We start from the raw sequence: 17,774 nt of genomic DNA on the forward strand, positions 1-17,774 counted from the left end.
GAGGAGTGGAGGCATGCACATGGGCGCAGATCAACGCTGCGACGGGATGGTGGCACTGGTCACCGGGAGTAGCCGGGGTCTGGGCAAGGCGATCGCCGCGCGGCTCGCCGCGCGCGGCGCCACCGTGGCGCTGACGGCCCGCACGATGGACCCGGACCCCAAATACCACGGATCGTTGAGCCAGACCCGCGACGAGATCGTCGCCGCCGGCGGCAAGGCCGTCGCGGTCCAGGCGGATCTCTCCCAATCCGAGGACCGCGAAAGGCTTTTCGCCGAGGTGGCCGGCGCCGTCGGCGCGCCCGACATCCTGGTCAACAACGCCGCGGTCACCTTCCTGCGGCTGCTGGACGGGTTCCCCGAGCGGCGCGCGCGCCTGATGGTCGAGATGCATGTGCTCGCACCGTTGCATCTGAGTCAGTTGGCGATCCCCGCGATGCGCGAGCGGGGCCGGGGCTGGATCCTCAACGTGACGTCGGTCGGCGGTGACCTGCCCACCGGACCGCCGTTCTCGGAGTTCGACCGGACCGCGGGGTTCGGTGTCTACGGGACGGTCAAGGCCGCACTCAACCGGCTCACCAAAAGCCTTGCCGCCGAACTCTACGACGACGGCATCGCCGTCAACGCCGCCGCGCCGACCAACCCCGTGGCCACCCCCGGGGCGGGGACCCTGGACCTGGCCAAGACCGACACCGAGGACATCGAACTGATCACCGAGACCGCCGTGCGGTTGTGCACCGGCGACCCGAAGACCATGACCGGGCGCATCGCGCATACCCAGTCCTTCCTCGCCGAAGTCGGCTGGCCGGCGAGCTGAATGGTCGAGCTCGACCTAGGCACGCTGCGGCGGCGGTTGCGTGCCGCCGGCGTTGCCGGCGTGGTTCCGCTCGCCGGCGGCGCGTCCAGCCTTACCTTTCGCGGTGAGTGCGACGGCCGGGCGGCGGTGATCAAGGTCGCGCCGCCCGGTGTCGAGCCGGTCGCGCACCGCGACGTGCTGCGTCAGGCCCGCATCATGAAAGCGCTTGCGGCGAGCCCGGTCCCGGTCCCACAGGTGCTGTGGGAGGATCCCGGCGACCCGCCGGACACGCCGCCGCTGTTCGTGATGTCGCGCGCCGAGGGTGAGTGCGTGGAGCCTTTGTTCGACGGCTGTGCCCCCAGCCCCGATCTACCCGAGCGGTACCGCACCGCGTGCCGCGTGATGGCCGCCCTGCACGTCCTGTCACCGGCCGACCTGGGCTTGGGTGGCGAACCCGTCGTCGACGCGGTCGCGGAAGTCCGGCGCTGGTGTGACACGCTGCAGACCGTCGACGCGACACTGGTGCCCGGCTGGCAGGGCGTGCGCGACGCGCTGTTGGCTTGTGCGCCAACGGCCGTGGGGCCCCGCGTGGTGCACGGCGACTTCCGGCTGGGCAACACGCTCGCCGAGGGCAGCCGGGTCAACGCGGTGATCGATTGGGAGATCTGGTCGCTCGGCGATCCGCGCATCGATGTGGGCTGGTTTCTGATCAACTGCGACCCGGACACCTACCGGCGCGTTGCCGCCCCGGCCGGCGTCGTTCCGCCGACCGCCGAACTCGCCGAGATCTATCAGGCTGAATTGGGTTGCAAGATACCAGATTTGAGTTGGTTCACCGCCCTGGCCTGTTTCAAGTCAGCGGCGACGTGGTCGCTGATCGTCAAGCACAATCGCCGAAGGCGCTCTCCGCGAGCGGAGTTGGAGGCGATGGCCGTCGCCCTGCCGGGACTGCTGGAGCGGGCGCGGTCGATGCTGGATTAGTGGCACCGAACATACAAGTTTTGGCAATACATGCCGGTGCGGTTCGAATTGGCCGACGGGCCGCCCTCGTCGCGGGGATCCACAAAGAGGTCCGGTGTTTCGGTCAGCAATTGATCGATCAACCCGGGCGCCGGCGGTGTAAATGGATCATCCGCGTGCGCGACGCCGGGGCCGACGACCAAGGTCATGGCCGTCATCCCACCGGCCAGGATCCCCAGCGCGAGCAGGTGACGTTTCATAGCAGCCTCTCTGGCCTGGTGTCGGATAGTGGCAATTCTAGCCGTCCGGCGAAGGAAACGGTTGCCTGCCAGCATCAAGACGTGAAGTCGCATTCCAGTTACGAACGGACAACAACTGTGGCGGGGGCCCAGCAAATACGTCGACGCCGGATCGCCGCCGCGTACGGTCCGGTCCGTGAGGCCAATTGCCGTGGTCGTCCGCCGCGCCGCGGTTGGCGCCGTCTGCCTTGCCATGCTCGTGACCACCGCACCGCCGACCAGCGCCGACCCCGAGGTCGACCCCGCCGCGTCCGCCGCGCCGGCACCCGACGGCCGGGTCCCCTCGAACCCCCCAGTAACCCTCAACACCCCTGACGGCTGGACCCTGGGCCTCGGGGCCAAAGACGAGTCGCAGGTCCCGGTGGCGCCGTTGACCACCGCGCTGGCCTCCCGCGAATACCTGTCGAGCGGCATATACGTCGCCTCGCTGATCGGACCGGAACCGCCCCGAGGCGAGCTCGAGGTGGGTTACGAGATCGGCTGCGGAATCGACATGAGCACATCCAACGGCGTCACGATGGCGGGGAGCGCCGGCATCACCCCGGGGATCGGGACGACGGCGCTGTTGCCCGGCACCGTAACGGGTCTTCTGCCGATTGTTTCGACCCCGGTCAACGGGGTGCTCAGCGTGGGTCTGAAGCCGGGCCTGGTGATCATCGTGCCGGTGGTCAGAAAGGAGTTCAAGGGACCCAGTCCCTGGGTGATGATCAGCAACTTTCACGTGAAAATCGACGGGTGCGTGGGCCAGTCTTTCATCCGCTCGTATGCGGTGCTGACCCGATCGACCGACCAATCCGACGTGGTGCTGTCCTACGTCGGCGTCACCAAGGCCGTCTAGCGGCGGGGGATGCCCGCCAGCTTGTCGGCGAACTTCGCCTCGGCCTCGGCGCGCAGCCGCAGCAAATGTTCGGAGGGAAACAGGTCGGGCGCCGGCGGGCGGTCTTTCAGCAACAGCCGGGCCAGCGTCACCTTGTGCACTTCGGTGGGGCCGTCGGCCAGGCCGAGCACGAACGACTCCACCAGGTACTGCACGAACGGCATCTCGTGCGTGGTGCCCAGAGATCCATGCAGCTGAAGCGCCCGCGACGACACGTCGTGCAGCACCTTCTGCATCATCGCCTTCACCGCCGAGATATCGGCGCGCACCGCCTTGTAGTCGTTGAATTGGTCGATCTTCCAAGCGGTTTGCAGGGTCAGCAGCCGGAAGGCCTCGATCTCCATCCACGAGTCGGCGACCATCTCCTGCACGAGTTGCTTGTCGGCCAGCACCTCGCCCTGGGTGTAGCGCGACACCGCCCGCTCACAGATCATGTCGAAGATGCGGCGCACCAACCCCACGGTGCGCATCGCGTGGTGAATTCGCCCCCCGCCCAGCCGGGTTTGAGCGACGACGAACGCCCCGCCGCGCGGCCCCAGCATGTGATCGGCTGGTACGCGGACGTTTTCGTAGCGGACGTAGCCCTCGCGCCCGCCGCCCATCGGCTGGTATCCCAGCCCGACGTCGCGCAGCACGTTGATGCCGGGGGTGTCGCCGGGCACGACGAACATCGAGTAGCGCTGGTACGGAGGCGCGTCGGGGTCGGTCATCGCCATCACGATGATGAACGACGCCATCGAGGCGAACGACGAAAACCACTTCTCGCCGTTGATGATCCAGTGATCACCGTCGGGTACCGCGGTGGTGCGGAACACCTTGGGGTCCGCGCCGCCCTGCGGTTCGGTCATCGAGAAGCAGGAAACGATGCGGTTGTCCAGCAACGGCTCGAGGTAGCGCGTTTTGAGCTCGGGCGTGCCGTAGTGCGCGAGGATCTCGCTGTTGCCCGAATCCGGCGCCTGCGAGCCGAAGACGATCGGCGCGCATTCCGAGCGGCCCAGGATCTCGTTCAGCAGCGCCAGTTTCACCTGACCGTAGCCCGGCCCGCCCAGGTGCGGGCCGAGGTGGGTGGCCCACAGCCCGCGTTCCTTGACGATCTGCTGCAGCGGCGGGATGAGGGCCTGGCGCACCGGGTCGCCCAGGTCGTGCGACTCCTTGACGATCAGGTCGATCGGTTCGCATTCGCTGCGCACGAACTCCTCGACCCATTTCAGTTGTTCGGCCCACTGCGGGTCGGTGGAGAAGTCCCACGACATCTAGCGTCTCCTCTTACTCTGCGCCACCACGCCGGAGTCGACGAGTTCGGCGATGGTCTCGGTATCCAGGCCCGCCTCCCGCAGCAGCGCGTGCGTGTGGTCGCCCGGCAGCGCAGGCGCCGACGGCGCCGCAGGCCGGGTGCGCGAGAAGCGCGGCGCCGGGGCGGGCTGCCTGACGCCGTCGACGTCGATGAACGTCTGGCGCGCGGCGAGGTGCGGGTGGTGCGGCGCCTCGGCCAGCGAAAGCACCGGCGTCGCACAGCATCCCGGCGAATCCAGGATGGTCTCCCATTCGTCGCGGGTTTTCTCGGCGAAGCGAGCGCCCAGCTCGGCGCGATGCGCCGCCCACGCCGCCGGGCGGTCGTCGTCGTGGGGCACGTCTTGTACGTCCAAGCCGAGGCGATCGCACAGCTCGGCGTAGAACTTTCGTTCCATTGCGCCGACGGCGACGTGACCGCCGTCGGCCGTGGCGTAGGTGCCGTAGAAGTGGGCCGCGCCGTCGAGCAGATTGTCACGGCGGTGGTCGCGCCAGGTGCCCGCGGTGACCATGCCGAAGTACGGGGCCATCAGCGTCGCCGCGCCGTCGACCATCGCGACGTCGAGGACCTGGCCCTCGCCGGACTGGCGGGCCTCCAGGATGGCGCTGAGCAACCCGACCGCCAGCAGCATCCCGCCGCCCCCGTAGTCGCCGACGAGATTCAGTGGGGGCGTTGGGGATTCGGCGGTGCCGATGCCGTGCAGGGCACCGGCCAGGGCGATGTAGTTGATGTCGTGGCCGGCGTGCCCGGCCAGGGGCCCGTCCTGCCCGTAGCCCGTCATGCGGGCGTACACCAGGCGCGGATTGCGCTCGCGCAGCGCGTCCGGACCGATGCCCAGCCGTTCGGCCACGCCGGGCCGGTAGACGTCGACGAATGCGTCGGCATCGGCGGCGAGCCGGCGGACCAGGTCGACGCCGCGGGCGTCCTTGACGTCGGCGGCCAGCGACCGTTGGCTGCGTCGCACCGTGTAGTCGATCGGCAGCTCGCCGTCGACACCCGCGACGGCGTCGATACGCACGACATCGGCGCCCAAGTCTCCCAACAGCATTCCGCAGAACGGGGCGGGACCCAGGCCCCCCATCATCACGATGCGGACGCCGGTCAACGGTCCGCTCACTTGGACCACTTTTTGCGGCGCTCGGCCGCTTCCTCGGTCGCGTGCGTGATCGCCTGGTTGCGGTTCTCCAGTTCCAGCGCCGCCGACAGGTTCGCCGCGTCGGTGTTGACCTGCAGCGCACGCTTGGTCAGTTGCACTCCCAGCGGGGCCAGGCCGGCGATCAGCGCCGCCAGCTCCACGGCGCGCTCGATCAGCCCGCCGGGTTCGACGACCTCGCTGACCAGTCCGCGCCGATCGGCCTCGGCGGCCGGCACGGTGCGCCCGGTGAGCATCCAGTCGGCGGCGACACTGGTGCCGACGACGCGGGGCAGGTGGTAGCTCATGCCCATCTCGGCGCCCGACAGCCCGAGCAGGATCGCGGCGTTGCCGAACGAGGCCTGCGCCGAACAGATCCGGATGTCGGCGGCCAGGCACAGTGCGAATCCCGCTCCGACGCACGGCCCGTTGACCGCGGCGATGACGGGCTGCGGCAAGGCGCGCACGCCCTCGGCCAGCGCGGCCATGCCCTCCTGGAAGCGCATCCGGTCGATCGCCGGGGCGGTCGCCTCGGGCACGTCGGGCCCGAAGTCGCGCACGTCGATCCCGGCGCAAAAGCCGCGCCCGGCGCCGGTGAGCACGACGGCGCGCACCGAGGCGTCGGCGCCCAAATCGCCGAGGGCCTGGCCCAATTCGGCTTGCATGAGCGCGTTGATGGCGTTGAGGCGCTGCGGGCGGTTCAGGCGCACCAAGACGACGCCCGCGTGGGGCCGGTCGAGTTCCAGCGTGGACGGCACCCACCGATCGTAAGGGGTCTCTCGGCTCAGGAGAACAACCTTCTCCTGAACGGCGAACCCATTCTCGCGAGCGGTTGGTGCGCATGCTCGGCCCCGAGTGTGGGGCCAGCCGCACACTCGGGGCCGAGGTTGCGGCCAGCCGCACGCTCGTCGGGATTGGCGCCGTCGCCGTTCGGTCAGTTGCGTAAGGCGCCGCGCAGCGGGTAGCCCGGCGGAATGACCGAGATCGGATATTTCCTGTCCTGTGAACAGTTCGGCCCCAAGGAACTCGTCGACCAGGCCAAGCGGGCGGAGGCGGCCGGGTTCGACGCGCTCTGGATCTCCGACCACTTCCACCCGTGGAACGACGAGCAGGGCCAGAGCCCGTTCGTGTGGGGCGTGATCGGCGCGCTCTCGGAGGTGACGTCGCTGCCGGTCAGCACCGCCGTCACGTGCCCGACCGTGCGGACGCACCCGGCGATCATCGCGCACGCGTCGGCCACCGCGGCCGTGCAGCTCGACGGCCGCTTCGTGCTCGGGGTGGGCAGCGGCGAGGCGCTCAACGAGCACATCCTCGGCGACCCCTGGCCGTCGGTCGCCGTGCGCCAGGAAATGCTGGAGGAGGCCGTCGACGTCATCCGGCTGCTGCACCGCGGCGACGAGGTCAGCCACCACGGCAAGCATTACGAGGTGCAGGAGGCGCGCATCTACACCCGCCCGGAGCGCCCGGTCCCGATCTACGTGTCCGGGTTCGGCCCCCAGGGCGCCGGGCTGGCCGGGCGCATCGGCGACGGCTATGTGCTGGCGATGCCTGAGGCCGAGCTGGTCAAGGCGTTCCGGGAGTCCGGCGGCGGCGACAAGCCGGTCCAGGCCGGAACCAAGGTCAGCTGGGACGAAGACGCCGACGCCGCGCTGAAGATCGCGCACCGGTTGTGGGGCAACGAGGGACTGCCGGGACAGACCTCACAGATATTGCCGCGGCCCAAGGACTTCGCCGCCCTCATGTCGCTGGTGCCGCCGGAGAAGGTCGCCGAGAGCGTCGCGTGCGGGCCGGATTCCGGCAAGCACATCGCGCAGGTGCGCCAGTTCGTCGACGCCGGCATCGACGAGGTCTACGTGCAGCAGATCGGTCCCGACATGGACGGCTTCTTCGCCGCGTGGGAGCGCGACGTGCTGCCCGAGCTGCGCGGCTGAGTGCTCAGTCGAAGTTGGTTCCGCCGCTGAGCTTTTCCCATTTCGCGATCTCGCCGGCGCGCGCGTCGCTCACGTGCCGGTAGAGGGCCAGCGCGTCGGGACCCAGCAGCAAAAACCCGGGCGGCTCGCTCGACTCGACGGCCGTGATGATCGCCCGGGCGGCCTTGGCGGGGTCGCCGGCCTGGTTGCCGTGCATGGTGTCGTTTTCCTTGCGACGCTGCCCGGCGGTGGCCGCGTAGTCGTCGATGACGGTGACCGACTGGGCCAGCGAGCGCCCGGCGAAGTCGGTGCGAAACGCGCCCGGCTCGACGATCGTGACCGAGATGCCCAGCGGCGCGAGCTCGCCGCGCAGGGCCCCGCTCATGCCCTCGATGGCGGCCTTGGCCGCCGCGTAGTAGCCGGATCCCACCGGGTGCACGGTCGCGCCGATCGAGGAGACGTTGACGATCGCCCCGCTGCGACGTGCCCGCATTCCGGGCAGCACGGCCTTGATCATCGCGACGCTGCCGAAGAAGTGCGTCTCGAACAGCTCGCGGACCTCGGCGTCGTCGCCCTCCTCGACGGCGGCGCGATAGCCGTAGCCCGCGTTGTTGACCAGCACGTCCACACCACCGAATCGCTCGCCGGCCTGGCGCACGGCCGCGGCGACCTGCGCGGGCTTGGTGACATCGAGCGCGACGGCGAGCACCCGCTGCGGTGCGGCCTCGGCGAGGTCGGCGACCTTGGCGGCGTCGCGCGCGGTCACGACCGCGTTGTGGCCGGCCGCGATGACAGCCTCGGCGAGCGCGCGACCGAGCCCGGTCGAGCAGCCGGTGATGAGCCAGGTGGACATGCCCAGAACGTAGCGGATGGCGTCACACGTTTGCGGCGGCGGCTCAGTCTTCGAAATGGCGCTCGTAGTCGGCGCGCTCCAGCCGCCATTGGAGGCTGTACATCGCGGCCGCGAACATCACCATCACCGCGGCGGAGCCAACCGAGATCAGCACGTTCATAATCTGTCCACCTCGCGTGCCATGGCTGCCTTCTCGAGGTATCCGTAGCGGTTCGGGTAGTGCCGCGGCCGTGATGCCTCCGTCGACGTGGCGAACACCCGGCGCAAGACTCCGGCGATCCGAGCCTCGCCGGATGACACCTCAAGTGAAGTCGACATTTGGTGCCTCCTTTGGATGCCACCACGGTATGGCGGACGACCAGGTCCAGGGATGCGTAATTGACTACCTGTTCGGGCCCTGTTTCGGGGCGCGCGTCAATACAGCGCGCGCACGGCGTCGATGGTGTCGGCGTCGGCGGGGCCCTTGTCGTCGCGGTAGCGCACCACCCGGGCGAACCGCAGCGCAACGCCGCCGGGGTAGCGCGACGATTGCTGCACGCCGTCCAGCGCGATCTCGACCACCTGCTCGGGGCGAAGCCGGACGACCCCGTGGTCCAAGCCGTCGTCGACGCCACCCACGGCGAGTTCGCGGAACCGCGCGGTCTGCCAGTCCAGCATGGCGTCGGTCATCCCCTTGAATGTCTTTCCGACCATGACGAACTCGCCACCGGCCTCATCGCGCGCGCCCAGGTGGATGTTGGACAGCTTTCCGCGGCGGCGCCCCGATCCCCACTCGACGGCGAGCACCACCAGATCGAGGTTGTGGACGGGCTTGACCTTGAGCCAGCCCGCGCCGCGGCGGCCGGCGAGATACGGCGCGTCGGGCGCCTTGGCCATGACGCCCTCGTGGCCGGCGGCCAGCGTGGCGTCCAGGAAGGCGCCGGCCCGCGACGGGTCCGAGGTCATCAACCGGTCGACGCGCTGTGCCGGCGGCACCAGCGCGTCCAGCGCGGCCAACCGGTCGGCGGTCGGCGCGTCCAGCAGGTCGGTGCCGTCGCAGTGCAGGACATCAAAGAAGAACACCGAAAGCCGCTGTGCGGCAAGGGCTGCGCCGATGTCGACGGAACGGCCGAACCGGGAGGCCGTGACCTGGAAACGGTGCGGCCGGTCGTCGGGCCGCAGGGCGATCGCCTCGCCGTCGGCGATCAGGTCGGTGACCGCCAGCGCCAGCGTCGCCTCGACGACCTCGGGCAGCCGCGCGGTGACGTCGTCGAGGCTTCGCGTGTAGACGGTGACCTCGTCGCCGGCCCGGTGTATCTGCACCCGCGCGCCATCCAGCTTCGTCTCGAAAATGCTTGTGCCGCCGTGTCGTTCGAGCGCGTCGGCCACACCGGTCGCGGTCTGCGCCAGCATCGGACTGACCGGCCGTCCCACCCGCAGGGTGAAGGCTTCCAGCGCCGCCGCGCCGCCGGAAAGACCGGCGGCCGCGACCGCCGGCAGGTCCCCGCCCAGCATCGCCGCGCGCTGCACCGCGGCCGCCGGGATCCCGGTGGCCTTGGCCACCGCATCGGCCATGATCCCGGCCAGCGCCCCCTGGCGCAGCTCGCCGCCGAGCAACCGCAGCAGGAAGGCCTGCTCGGTCCCGGTGGCGGCGGCGAACAGCCCCGCGACCAGTTCGGCGCGCCTGCCCTGCGCACCCTTGCCGGCCACGGAGCCAATCTGGGCGAAGGTGGCGTCGACGCCGACGACGGTCAGCACCGGCTCGGCCGCCGGCGGCGGGCGGTCGCGCAACGACGCCCACCCGACCCCGATCTGGCGTTGGCGCAGCTCACCCGACAGCCACGACACGATGATCGCCACCGCTTCGGGGTCGGTGGCGGTGCGGCGCAGCAGGTCGGCGATGTGCGCGACCTTGGCCAGCCGCGACGAGGTGCCGCCGACATTAAGCGATGTGCTTGCCACGTCGAGGAGGAGCACGCCGCCCAGCTTGGCATGGCTCGCCGACAAGCGTCGGGGACGGACACGCTAGCGTGCCTACCTAACGTTACAAATCGCACGGATTCTGACAAGCCTAGAAAAAGGAGGCCCGGATGGAGATCAACGGGAAGAAGGTCGTCGTCATCGGCGGCGCGTCGGGGATGGGCCGGGCCACGGCCGAACTGCTGCACGAACGCGGCGCGGACGTCGCGGTGCTCGACCGCGAGGGTTCCGACGGCAAGCAGGTCGCCGAGGGCGTCGGCGGCACGTTCTACCCGGTAGACGTCACCGACTTCGCCGGCACCGAGGAGACGCTGCAGTCCGCGGTCGACAAGCTCGGCGGCCTGCACGTCATCGTGACCACCGCGGGCGGCGGCATCGCCAAGCGGACCATGACCAAGACCGGTCCCCACGACCTCGAGTCCTTCCAGTCCGTGATCGATCTCAACCTCATCGCCAGCTTCAACATCAGCCGGCTGGCCGCCGCGCACATGAGCAAGAACGAGCCCGAGGACGAGGAGCGCGGCGTCATCATCAACACCGCGTCGATCGCGGCGTTCGAGGGCCAGATCGGGCAGGTCGCCTACACCGCCGCCAAGGCGGGCATCGCGGGCATGTGCCTGACCATGGCGCGCGACCTCGGATCGCTGGGCATCCGGGTGCTGGCGATCGCGCCCAGCCTGTTCGCCACCGGGCTGACCAAGGGCATTCCGGACGAATTCGCGACGCAGCTGACCAAGGACGCGGCCTTCCCCAAGCGCCTCGGCCGGCCCGAGGAGTACGCGAAGCTGGCGGCGGCCATCGTCGACAACCCGATGCTCAACGGCCAGTGCCTGCGCCTGGACGCCGGTCAGCGCTTCGCCCCGAAGTAAGCACCCGCGGCGGGCGCCCTTCTCGCAATAAGTACACTCTTTAGCCAGCCGCCCCGCTTCCCCTCGGAGCGGGGCAGGCCACCATCCCGGTAGCGGCGCGAGGAGGGCTCCCTCATGGGTATCGCACTGACCGACGATCATCGCGAACTCGCCGAGGTCGCCCGCGCGTTCCTGACCGCCCAGAAGGCGCGGTGGGCGGCGCGGTCGCTGCTCGACGCCGCCGACGAGGCCCGGCCCGGGTTCTGGCCGAACCTGGTGGAGCTCGGCTGGCTCGGGCTGCACATCGACGAGGAGTACGGCGGGTCCGGCTACGGCCTGCCCGAACTCGTCGTCGTCATCGAGGAACTCGGCCGCGCGGTGGCGCCGGGGCCGTTCGTGCCGACCGTGATCGCCTCGGCGGTGATCGCCAAACAGGGCACCGCCGAACAGAAGTCGCGGCTGCTGCCGGGGCTGATCGACGGGTCCGTCACCGCGGGCATCGGCGTGGGCGGCACGGTGCAGGTCAAGGATGGCAAGGCCGACGGCGACGCCGGAATCGTGCTGGGCGCCGGACTCGGCGAGCTGTTGGTGATCGCCGCCGGCGACGACGTGTTGCTGCTGGACCGCGGCCGCGACGGCGTGTCGGTGGACGTGCCGGACAACCTCGACCCGACCCGGCGCTCCGGCCGGGTGCGCCTGGACAACGTGAGCGTCACCGACGACGACATCCTGCGCGGGGCAAGGGAATCGGCCCTGGCCCGCGCGCGGACGCTGCTGGCCGCCGAGGCGGTGGGCGGGACCTCGGACTGCGTCGACGCCGCCGTCGACTACGCCAAGGTGCGCCAGCAATTCGGCCGCACCATCGCCACCTTCCAGGCCGTCAAGCATCATTGCGCGAACATGCTGGTGGCCGCCGAGGCGGCGACCGCGGCGGTGTGGGACGCGTCGCGCGCGGCGGGCGAGGACTCCTCGGCCGACGAGACGCAGTTCCGGCTGAGCGCGGCCGTGGCTGCGGCGCTGACGTTTCCGGCTTACGCGCGCAACGCGGAGCTCAACATCCAGGTGCACGGCGGCATCGGCTTCACCTGGGAACACGACGCACACCTGCACCTGCGCCGGGCCCTGGTGACCGCGGCACTGTTCGGCGGTGACGCGCCGGCCGCCGATGTCTTCGAGCGCACCGCGGGCGGGGCCGTCCGGGACAACAGCCTGGACCTGCCCGCGGAGGCCGAAGAGCTGCGCACCCGAATCCGCGCCGACGCGGCCGATATCGCCGCCCTGGACAGGGATGCCCAGCGCGACAAGCTGATCGCGACCGGTTACGTGATGCCGCACTGGCCCAGGCCGTGGGGCCGCGCGGCCGATGCGGTCGAGCAGCTGGTGATCGAGGAGGAGTTTCGCTCGGCGGGCATCAAGCGCCCCGACTACGGGATCACCAGCTGGGTGATCCTGACCCTGATCCAGCACGGAACGCCGTGGCAGATCGAAAGATTCGTGGAGAAGGCGCTGCGCAAGGACGAGGTGTGGTGCCAGCTGTTCTCCGAGCCCGAAGCGGGCTCGGATGCGGCGTCCATCAAGACCCGCGCCACCCGGGTGGACGGCGGCTGGAAGATCAACGGGCAGAAGGTGTGGACCAGCGGGGCGCACTACTGCGCGCGCGGCCTGGCCACCGTGCGCACCGACCCGGACGCGCCCAAGCACGCCGGCATCACCACGGTGATCGTCGACATGAAGGCCCCCGAGGTCGAGGTCCGGCCGCTGCGCCAGATCACGGGCGGCTCGGATTTCAACGAGGTGTTCTTCAACGACCTGTTCGTTCCCGACGAGGACGTCGTCGGGGCGCCCAATTCCGGGTGGACCGTCGCGCGGGCGACGCTGGGCAACGAACGCGTCAGCATCGGCGGCAGCGGCTCCTTCTACGAGGGCCTGGGCGACGCCCTGATCGAGCTCGCCAGGCAGCGGCCGGATCAGTTGGCGGGGGCCGACGTGCGCGTCGGGAACTACCTGGCCGACGATCACGCGCTGCGGCTGCTGAACCTGCGCCGCGTCGCGCGCAGCGTCGAGGGCGCGGGCCCGGGACCCGAAGGCAACGTCACCAAACTGAAGCTGGCCGAGCACATGGTGGACGGGGCCGCGATCTCGGCGGCGCTGCTGGGGCCCGACGTGGCCCTCACCGACGGGCCCGGCGCGCTGGCCGGCCGCATGATCATGGGCGCCCGCGGCATGTCCATCGCCGGCGGCACCTCGGAGGTGACCCGCAATCAGATCGCCGAGCGCATCCTCGGCATGCCGCGCGACCCGCTGATCAACTAGCCTTCACCCCGGCGAGCGCCCGTGTTGGTACGCGACACGCCGCGTGCGGCTGGCATTTTGCGGACGCTCGGCGAGGGTCGCTAGGCCGGGGCGAACAGGGGTGCGCCACCGCTGCCCTTGTCGGGCTGGACATCGACGGGCATGCCGCAGCTCACCGAATCCGGCTCGCAGCCAACGATATTGGCGGCCACCCGCAGGCCGCTTTGTTCGGCCAGCTCGACGAGGGCGATCACGTAGGGCGTGGGGATGTCCGGGTTGTACGGATGGTGATTGACCGTGTAGGTGAACACCGTGCCCCGCCCGGAGACCGGCCGGGCCACCAACGCGCCGCCGCAGTCGCGGCATTCGCCGGCCGGGGGGTGCACCCAGCGCGCGCAATCCTCGCAGTGTTCGATGAGCAACTCGCCCGGCACGCCCAATACAGTACACTCTATTGATTCGGTACGGGCTGGTCGGACGGGCGGTGCAGGTGACCTACTTCGAGAAGGACGCGATCGTATCGGGTCTCGGGATCTCGCGAATCGGCCGCCGCACCGGCATCCCCGGCCTGGAGCTGACCATGGAGGCGGTGCGGGCCGCCATCGCGGATGCCGGCCTGACCCCCGCGGACGTCGACGGGATCGCAACCTTGGGTGACACGCCGGCAACGGACGTCAACGCCGAGCTGCGCATCGAGGCCGCCGACTGTGGTGCCGGATTCGGCACCGGCGGGCTGCTGAGTCCGGTGATGTCGGCGTGCCGCGCGGTCGCCGAGCGGCGCGCCCGCCACGTGGTCGTCTACCGGACCATCCAGATGCTGGGCGGGACGGTGCCGGTCAAACCGCAAAAGAATGCGCCCGCCCCGCCGCTCGCGCGCATGTTCGAAACCCCCGAGGGCGCCCCGAAGCCGGCGGTAGGTGCCATGGACGACGTCAACGATCTGGTTGCGGCCCAAGCCTATTCCGCGGCGAACTGGCTGGCGCTGAACTGCCGCCGGCACATGGAGCTGTACGGAACCACCAAGGAGCAGCTGGGCTGGCTGGCGCTCAACGGCAGGCGCAACGCGGCGCTGAATCCCCTTGCGGTGTACCGCGAACCGATGACCATGGCCGATTACCTGGGCGCGCGACCGGTGTCGACGCCGTTCGGGCTGCTGGACTGCGACGTGCCCATCGACGGCTCGATCGCGGTGGTGGTGTCGCACGCGGAATACGCCCGCGACTGCCCGCACCGGGCGGTGGCGGTGGAGGCGATCGGCGGATCCGATGGTGCCGGCGGCTGGTTCCACCGCGACGACTACCCCAAGATGGCGATGTCGGACGCGACCGCGCAGATGTGGTCGCGCACGCAGCTGACGCCCGCCGACCTCGGCGTGGCCCAGTTGTACGACGGTTTCACGTTTCTCGCGCTCGCCTGGCTGGAAGCCCTCGGGGTGTGCGGCGACGGCGAGGCCGGCCCGTTCGTCGAGGGCGGCACGCGCATCGCCCTCGACGGGCAGTTGCCGCTGAACACCTACGGCGGCCAGCTCTCGGCCGGGCGGATGCACGGCTACTGGGCCCTGCACGAAGGGTGCCTGCAGTTGCGCGGCGACGCGGGAGAGCGTCAGGTGTCCAAACGCCCGGAGGTCGGCGTGGTCTCGGTGGGCGGCGGCCCCGTCGCCGGCTGCATGTTGCTGACCTGTTGAGAACGCTTGTGGGAGAGCCTAATTGAGCTGCTGAGCCGCGAGCCGGACACCGGCCGGGTGAACAAGATGGCTTCGAGGGTTGCCCGCCGCATCGAGGCCGATATCGCCCGCCGCGGCTGGACCATTGGCGAATCGCTGGGCTCCGAGCAGGCCCTGCAGCAACGCTACGGCGTGAGCCGCTCGGTGCTGCGGGAGGCCGTGCGCCTCGTCGAACACCATCAGGTCGCGCGGATGCGCCGCGGCCCTGGCGGCGGGCTGCTGATCTGCGAGCCCGACGCCGGCCCGGCGACCCGCGCGGTGGTGATCTACCTCGAGCATCTGGGCACGACGCTGGTCGACCTGCTCAACGCGCGGCTGGTGCTCGAGCCGTTGGCCGCCTCCCTGGCCGCCGAACGCATCGACGAGGCCGGCATCGACCGACTGCGCGCGGTGCTGCGGGCGGAGGAGCGCTGGAACCCGGGCTCGCCCGCGCCGCGCGACGAGTTCCACATCGCGCTGGCCGAGCAGTCGAAAAGCCCGGTCCTGCAACTGTTCATCGACATCCTGATGCGGCTCACCACCCGATACGCCCTGCAGTCGCGGCCGGATTCGGCGACCGAGGCGATCGAGGCGGTCGAGCACATGCACCACGACCACTCCCGGATCGTCGACGCCGTCACCGCCGGCGACGCGGCGCGGGCCAAGACGCTGAGCGAGCGCCACATCGAGGCGGTGACCGGCTGGCTTCAGGAACATCAGGGAGCCGGCCGTAGGCGGCGCCGCTCGCGGCCGCTCGAGGGTGATGCGCCGCGGGGCAAGCTCGCCGAGGCGCTGGCGGCGGCCATCGGCGACGAAATCGCCGCCGGCGGCTGGCGACCCGGCTCGGTGTTCGGGACCGAACCGGCCCTGCTCGAGCGTTACCGGGTGAGCCGCGCGGTGTTCCGGGAAGCGGTGCGGCTGCTCGAATATCACTCGGTCGCGCAGATGCGCCGCGGGCCCGGCGGCGGGCTGATCGTCACCGAGCCCCGCGCCGAGGCGAGCATCGACACCATCGCGTTGTATCTGCAATACCGCAAGCCGACCCGAGAAGACCTGCGCTTCGTCCGGGACGCCATCGAGATCGACAACGTCGCCAGAGTCGTCAAGAGGCGCACCGAGTCCGCCGACGTCGCCGCGCACTTGACGGAGTTGGGCGGCCAGGCCGATGCACGGCAGGCGGCCGTCGAGGAGGGGCGCTTCCACCTCGGGCTGGCGCAACTGGCCGGTAACGCGCTGCTGGGCCTGTTCCTGCGGATCATCATCGAGGTGTTCCGCCGGCACTGGTCGAGCACCGGGCAGTCGGAGCCGACCCCCGCCGACGTCGCCGCCGTCGAGCACGCGCACCTGCGGATCCTGCAGGCGATCGAGGCGGGCGACGACAGCCTCGCCCGCTACCGCGTCCGTCGTCACCTGGACGCCGCGGCGTCCTGGTGGCTGTAGGAGGCGGGTGGCGTGGCGCGCATATCGAAGGCCCGGATGGGGTATGGGGAGGGGATGTCGGTCCAGCAGCGGGTCGGCACGTGATCGAAAGCGAGAGCGCTGGAATGTCGGGGGGCGCACCGGACCCACAAACCGGCCGATCGGGCTTCGTTCATTCCGTGCTCTTCTACCGCTCCCGGCAGGAATGCGTGGAGTTCGTGGTGCGCTTCGTCGGCGACGGCCTGGCAGCCGGCGAACCCGTGTTGGTGGCGGTGCCCGGCGACGATCTCGGCGAGCTGTGGGACGCGTTGCGCGGCACCGACGGCGAGCTGCCACCCGACTTGCAGATGGCCGACATTGCCGAGGTCGGCCGCAACCCGAGCCGGTTCATGGCGCTGGAAGGGTCGTTCGTCGACGAGTATCCGGATCGGCGGGTGCGGATCGTGAGCCAGCTCGCCTGGCCGGGACGCCGCGGCGACGAACTCGTCTCCTGCCTGGAGCACGAGGCCTTGGCCAACGCGGCCCTCGACGGATACCCGGCGACGAAGTTGTGCCTGTACGACGAGAGCCGGCTCACCGACGATGTGCTCGCGGATGCCCGCGCGACCCATCGCGCGCTGTGGAGCCAGGGCGCGATGCACCCCTGCGCCGAGTACGCGCCCGACGACGTCCTGGACCGTTGCAACCAGCCCCTCGACGCCAACCCGGGGGCGGTCACCTACCTGGTCAGGGAGTCCGCGGACCTGCGCCCCGCCCGATCGTTCGCGGTCGACTACGCGGGGTGGGTGGGGATGTCCGAGGACGCCATCGACGACCTGCAACTGGTCGCCACGGAGCTGGCCACCAACAGCCTGATGTACACCGACGGGGCGTGCCGGCTGGCATTCTGGCGCCAGGACGAGCACCTGGTCTGCGAGGCGCGCGACACCGGACGGTTCGACGACCCGTTGGTCGGGCGCCTGGATCCCGGCCCGGCCGGGCCGGCCAGCCGCGGGCTGTATCTGGTCAACGCCATCTCGGACCTGGTGCGCACCCACACCACGTCGACCGGGACGACGATTCAGGCCTATCTCCGGCTCGACCCCAACGACTGAGCGCGCTCAGTTGGACTGCTGTGACGGCGTGGTCAGCACCGGGCCGGGGCTGCTGTCGGTGGGGGCGCACCCGGCGGCCAGCGCGGCGAATACCGCGGCCAGCACCGCGACCAGCGTCCGAACCGACAGGATTGTCTTGCTGGCATTCTTCGCGCTCATCGATCGCCTTTCGCTTGTCCGTCATCGGAGGCACTCACCGCCCAAGATGCTATCGCGATCGCGGCGGAGCTCGACCCGCTTTGCCGCGATAAACTTCGGAAGTCCTTGTCCGGCAAGGCTTTCCTCTGCCCACGCGAAACGGATTTGCATTTACCGGCGGGCGCCGTCTATCGTCGCGCTCGTGCG

At 70.2% G+C, this 17,774-nt stretch carries 17 protein-coding genes; 9 read left to right on the forward strand and 8 right to left on the reverse strand.

The window, feature by feature from the left end; all coding sequences use genetic code 11:
* The first annotated feature begins 19 nt into the window (after positions 1-19).
* Positions 20-814 (forward strand): SDR family NAD(P)-dependent oxidoreductase, encoded by a 795-nt coding sequence (locus AC5Y43_RS05855; RefSeq protein WP_499970218.1) that lies wholly within the window; start codon positions 20-22, stop codon positions 812-814.
* Positions 815-1,774 (forward strand): phosphotransferase family protein, encoded by a 960-nt coding sequence (locus tag AC5Y43_RS05860; protein WP_499970221.1) that lies wholly within the window; start codon positions 815-817, stop codon positions 1,772-1,774.
* Here the strand turns inward: AC5Y43_RS05860 and AC5Y43_RS05865 are convergent.
* Positions 1,771-2,013, reverse strand: a complete 243-nt coding sequence (locus AC5Y43_RS05865; RefSeq protein WP_499970223.1) for a hypothetical protein — start codon at positions 2,011-2,013, stop codon at positions 1,771-1,773. The two genes, AC5Y43_RS05860 and AC5Y43_RS05865, sit on opposite strands and share 4 nt — an antisense overlap.
* A gap of 190 nt (positions 2,014-2,203) precedes the next feature.
* On the opposite strand from AC5Y43_RS05865, the gene AC5Y43_RS05870 reads away from it, so the two are divergent.
* Entirely contained in the window at positions 2,204-2,890 is a 687-nt protein-coding gene (locus AC5Y43_RS05870) for an MspA family porin (protein ID WP_499970480.1), read from the forward strand.
* Here AC5Y43_RS05870 and AC5Y43_RS05875 read toward each other — a convergent pair.
* From AC5Y43_RS05875 to AC5Y43_RS05885, 3 genes are read right to left on the reverse strand one after another with little or no spacing between them, the layout of a single operon-like run.
* Positions 2,887-4,182 carry an acyl-CoA dehydrogenase family protein gene (locus tag AC5Y43_RS05875; RefSeq protein ID WP_499970225.1) on the reverse strand — a complete coding sequence of 432 codons (1,296 nt, stop codon included), beginning with the start codon at positions 4,180-4,182 and terminating at the stop codon, positions 2,887-2,889. The two genes, AC5Y43_RS05870 and AC5Y43_RS05875, sit on opposite strands and share 4 nt — an antisense overlap.
* Positions 4,183-5,337 (reverse strand): CaiB/BaiF CoA transferase family protein, encoded by a 1,155-nt coding sequence (locus tag AC5Y43_RS05880; RefSeq protein WP_499970226.1) that lies wholly within the window; start codon positions 5,335-5,337, stop codon positions 4,183-4,185. It abuts the gene before it with no gap.
* A complete protein-coding gene (locus AC5Y43_RS05885; RefSeq protein ID WP_499970228.1) occupies positions 5,334-6,110 on the reverse strand; it encodes an enoyl-CoA hydratase/isomerase family protein in 777 nt (258 codons plus the stop codon). The genes AC5Y43_RS05880 and AC5Y43_RS05885 overlap by 4 nt, the downstream gene beginning before the upstream one ends.
* A gap of 216 nt (positions 6,111-6,326) precedes the next feature.
* Between AC5Y43_RS05885 and AC5Y43_RS05890 the strand changes: the two genes are divergently transcribed.
* Entirely contained in the window at positions 6,327-7,283 is a 957-nt protein-coding gene (locus AC5Y43_RS05890) for an LLM class F420-dependent oxidoreductase (RefSeq protein ID WP_499970229.1), read from the forward strand.
* A 4-nt stretch (positions 7,284-7,287) separates the two neighbouring features.
* On the opposite strand, the gene AC5Y43_RS05895 is transcribed toward AC5Y43_RS05890, so the two are convergent.
* Both AC5Y43_RS05895 and AC5Y43_RS05900 read right to left on the reverse strand, forming a co-directional pair.
* Complete coding sequence (locus tag AC5Y43_RS05895; RefSeq protein WP_499970231.1) at positions 7,288-8,115, reverse strand: oxidoreductase; 828 nt, start codon at positions 8,113-8,115, stop codon at positions 7,288-7,290.
* Positions 8,116-8,529: 414 nt separating this feature from the next.
* Positions 8,530-10,071 (reverse strand): ATP-dependent DNA ligase, encoded by a 1,542-nt coding sequence (locus AC5Y43_RS05900; protein ID WP_499970233.1) that lies wholly within the window; start codon positions 10,069-10,071, stop codon positions 8,530-8,532.
* A gap of 113 nt (positions 10,072-10,184) precedes the next feature.
* Here AC5Y43_RS05900 and AC5Y43_RS05905 point away from each other — a divergent pair, with 113 nt between their 5' ends.
* The gene (locus AC5Y43_RS05905; protein WP_499970235.1) at positions 10,185-10,943 is read left to right on the forward strand and encodes an SDR family NAD(P)-dependent oxidoreductase; all 759 of its coding nucleotides are present in this window, start codon (positions 10,185-10,187) and stop codon (positions 10,941-10,943) included.
* A 114-nt stretch (positions 10,944-11,057) separates the two neighbouring features.
* Positions 11,058-13,235 (forward strand): acyl-CoA dehydrogenase family protein, encoded by a 2,178-nt coding sequence (locus AC5Y43_RS05910; RefSeq protein ID WP_499970237.1) that lies wholly within the window; start codon positions 11,058-11,060, stop codon positions 13,233-13,235.
* A gap of 80 nt (positions 13,236-13,315) precedes the next feature.
* On the opposite strand, the gene AC5Y43_RS05915 is transcribed toward AC5Y43_RS05910, so the two are convergent.
* Positions 13,316-13,648 carry a Zn-ribbon domain-containing OB-fold protein gene (locus tag AC5Y43_RS05915; protein ID WP_499970239.1) on the reverse strand — a complete coding sequence of 111 codons (333 nt, stop codon included), beginning with the start codon at positions 13,646-13,648 and terminating at the stop codon, positions 13,316-13,318.
* A gap of 56 nt (positions 13,649-13,704) precedes the next feature.
* Here AC5Y43_RS05915 and AC5Y43_RS05920 point away from each other — a divergent pair, with 56 nt between their 5' ends.
* From AC5Y43_RS05920 to AC5Y43_RS05930, 3 genes are all read left to right on the forward strand, one after another.
* Entirely contained in the window at positions 13,705-14,898 is a 1,194-nt protein-coding gene (locus AC5Y43_RS05920) for a thiolase family protein (RefSeq protein ID WP_499970482.1), read from the forward strand.
* Positions 14,899-14,928: 30 nt separating this feature from the next.
* The gene (locus AC5Y43_RS05925) at positions 14,929-16,356 is read left to right on the forward strand and encodes a FadR/GntR family transcriptional regulator (RefSeq protein ID WP_499970484.1); all 1,428 of its coding nucleotides are present in this window, start codon (positions 14,929-14,931) and stop codon (positions 16,354-16,356) included.
* An 80-nt stretch (positions 16,357-16,436) separates the two neighbouring features.
* The gene (locus tag AC5Y43_RS05930; RefSeq protein ID WP_499970241.1) at positions 16,437-17,429 is read left to right on the forward strand and encodes an anti-sigma factor RsbA family regulatory protein; all 993 of its coding nucleotides are present in this window, start codon (positions 16,437-16,439) and stop codon (positions 17,427-17,429) included.
* A 6-nt stretch (positions 17,430-17,435) separates the two neighbouring features.
* On the opposite strand, the gene AC5Y43_RS05935 is transcribed toward AC5Y43_RS05930, so the two are convergent.
* Entirely contained in the window at positions 17,436-17,588 is a 153-nt protein-coding gene (locus tag AC5Y43_RS05935) for a hypothetical protein (protein WP_499970242.1), read from the reverse strand.
* Positions 17,589-17,774 lie beyond the last annotated feature (186 nt).

Source organism: Mycobacterium sp. NGS57 (assembly GCF_059812405.1).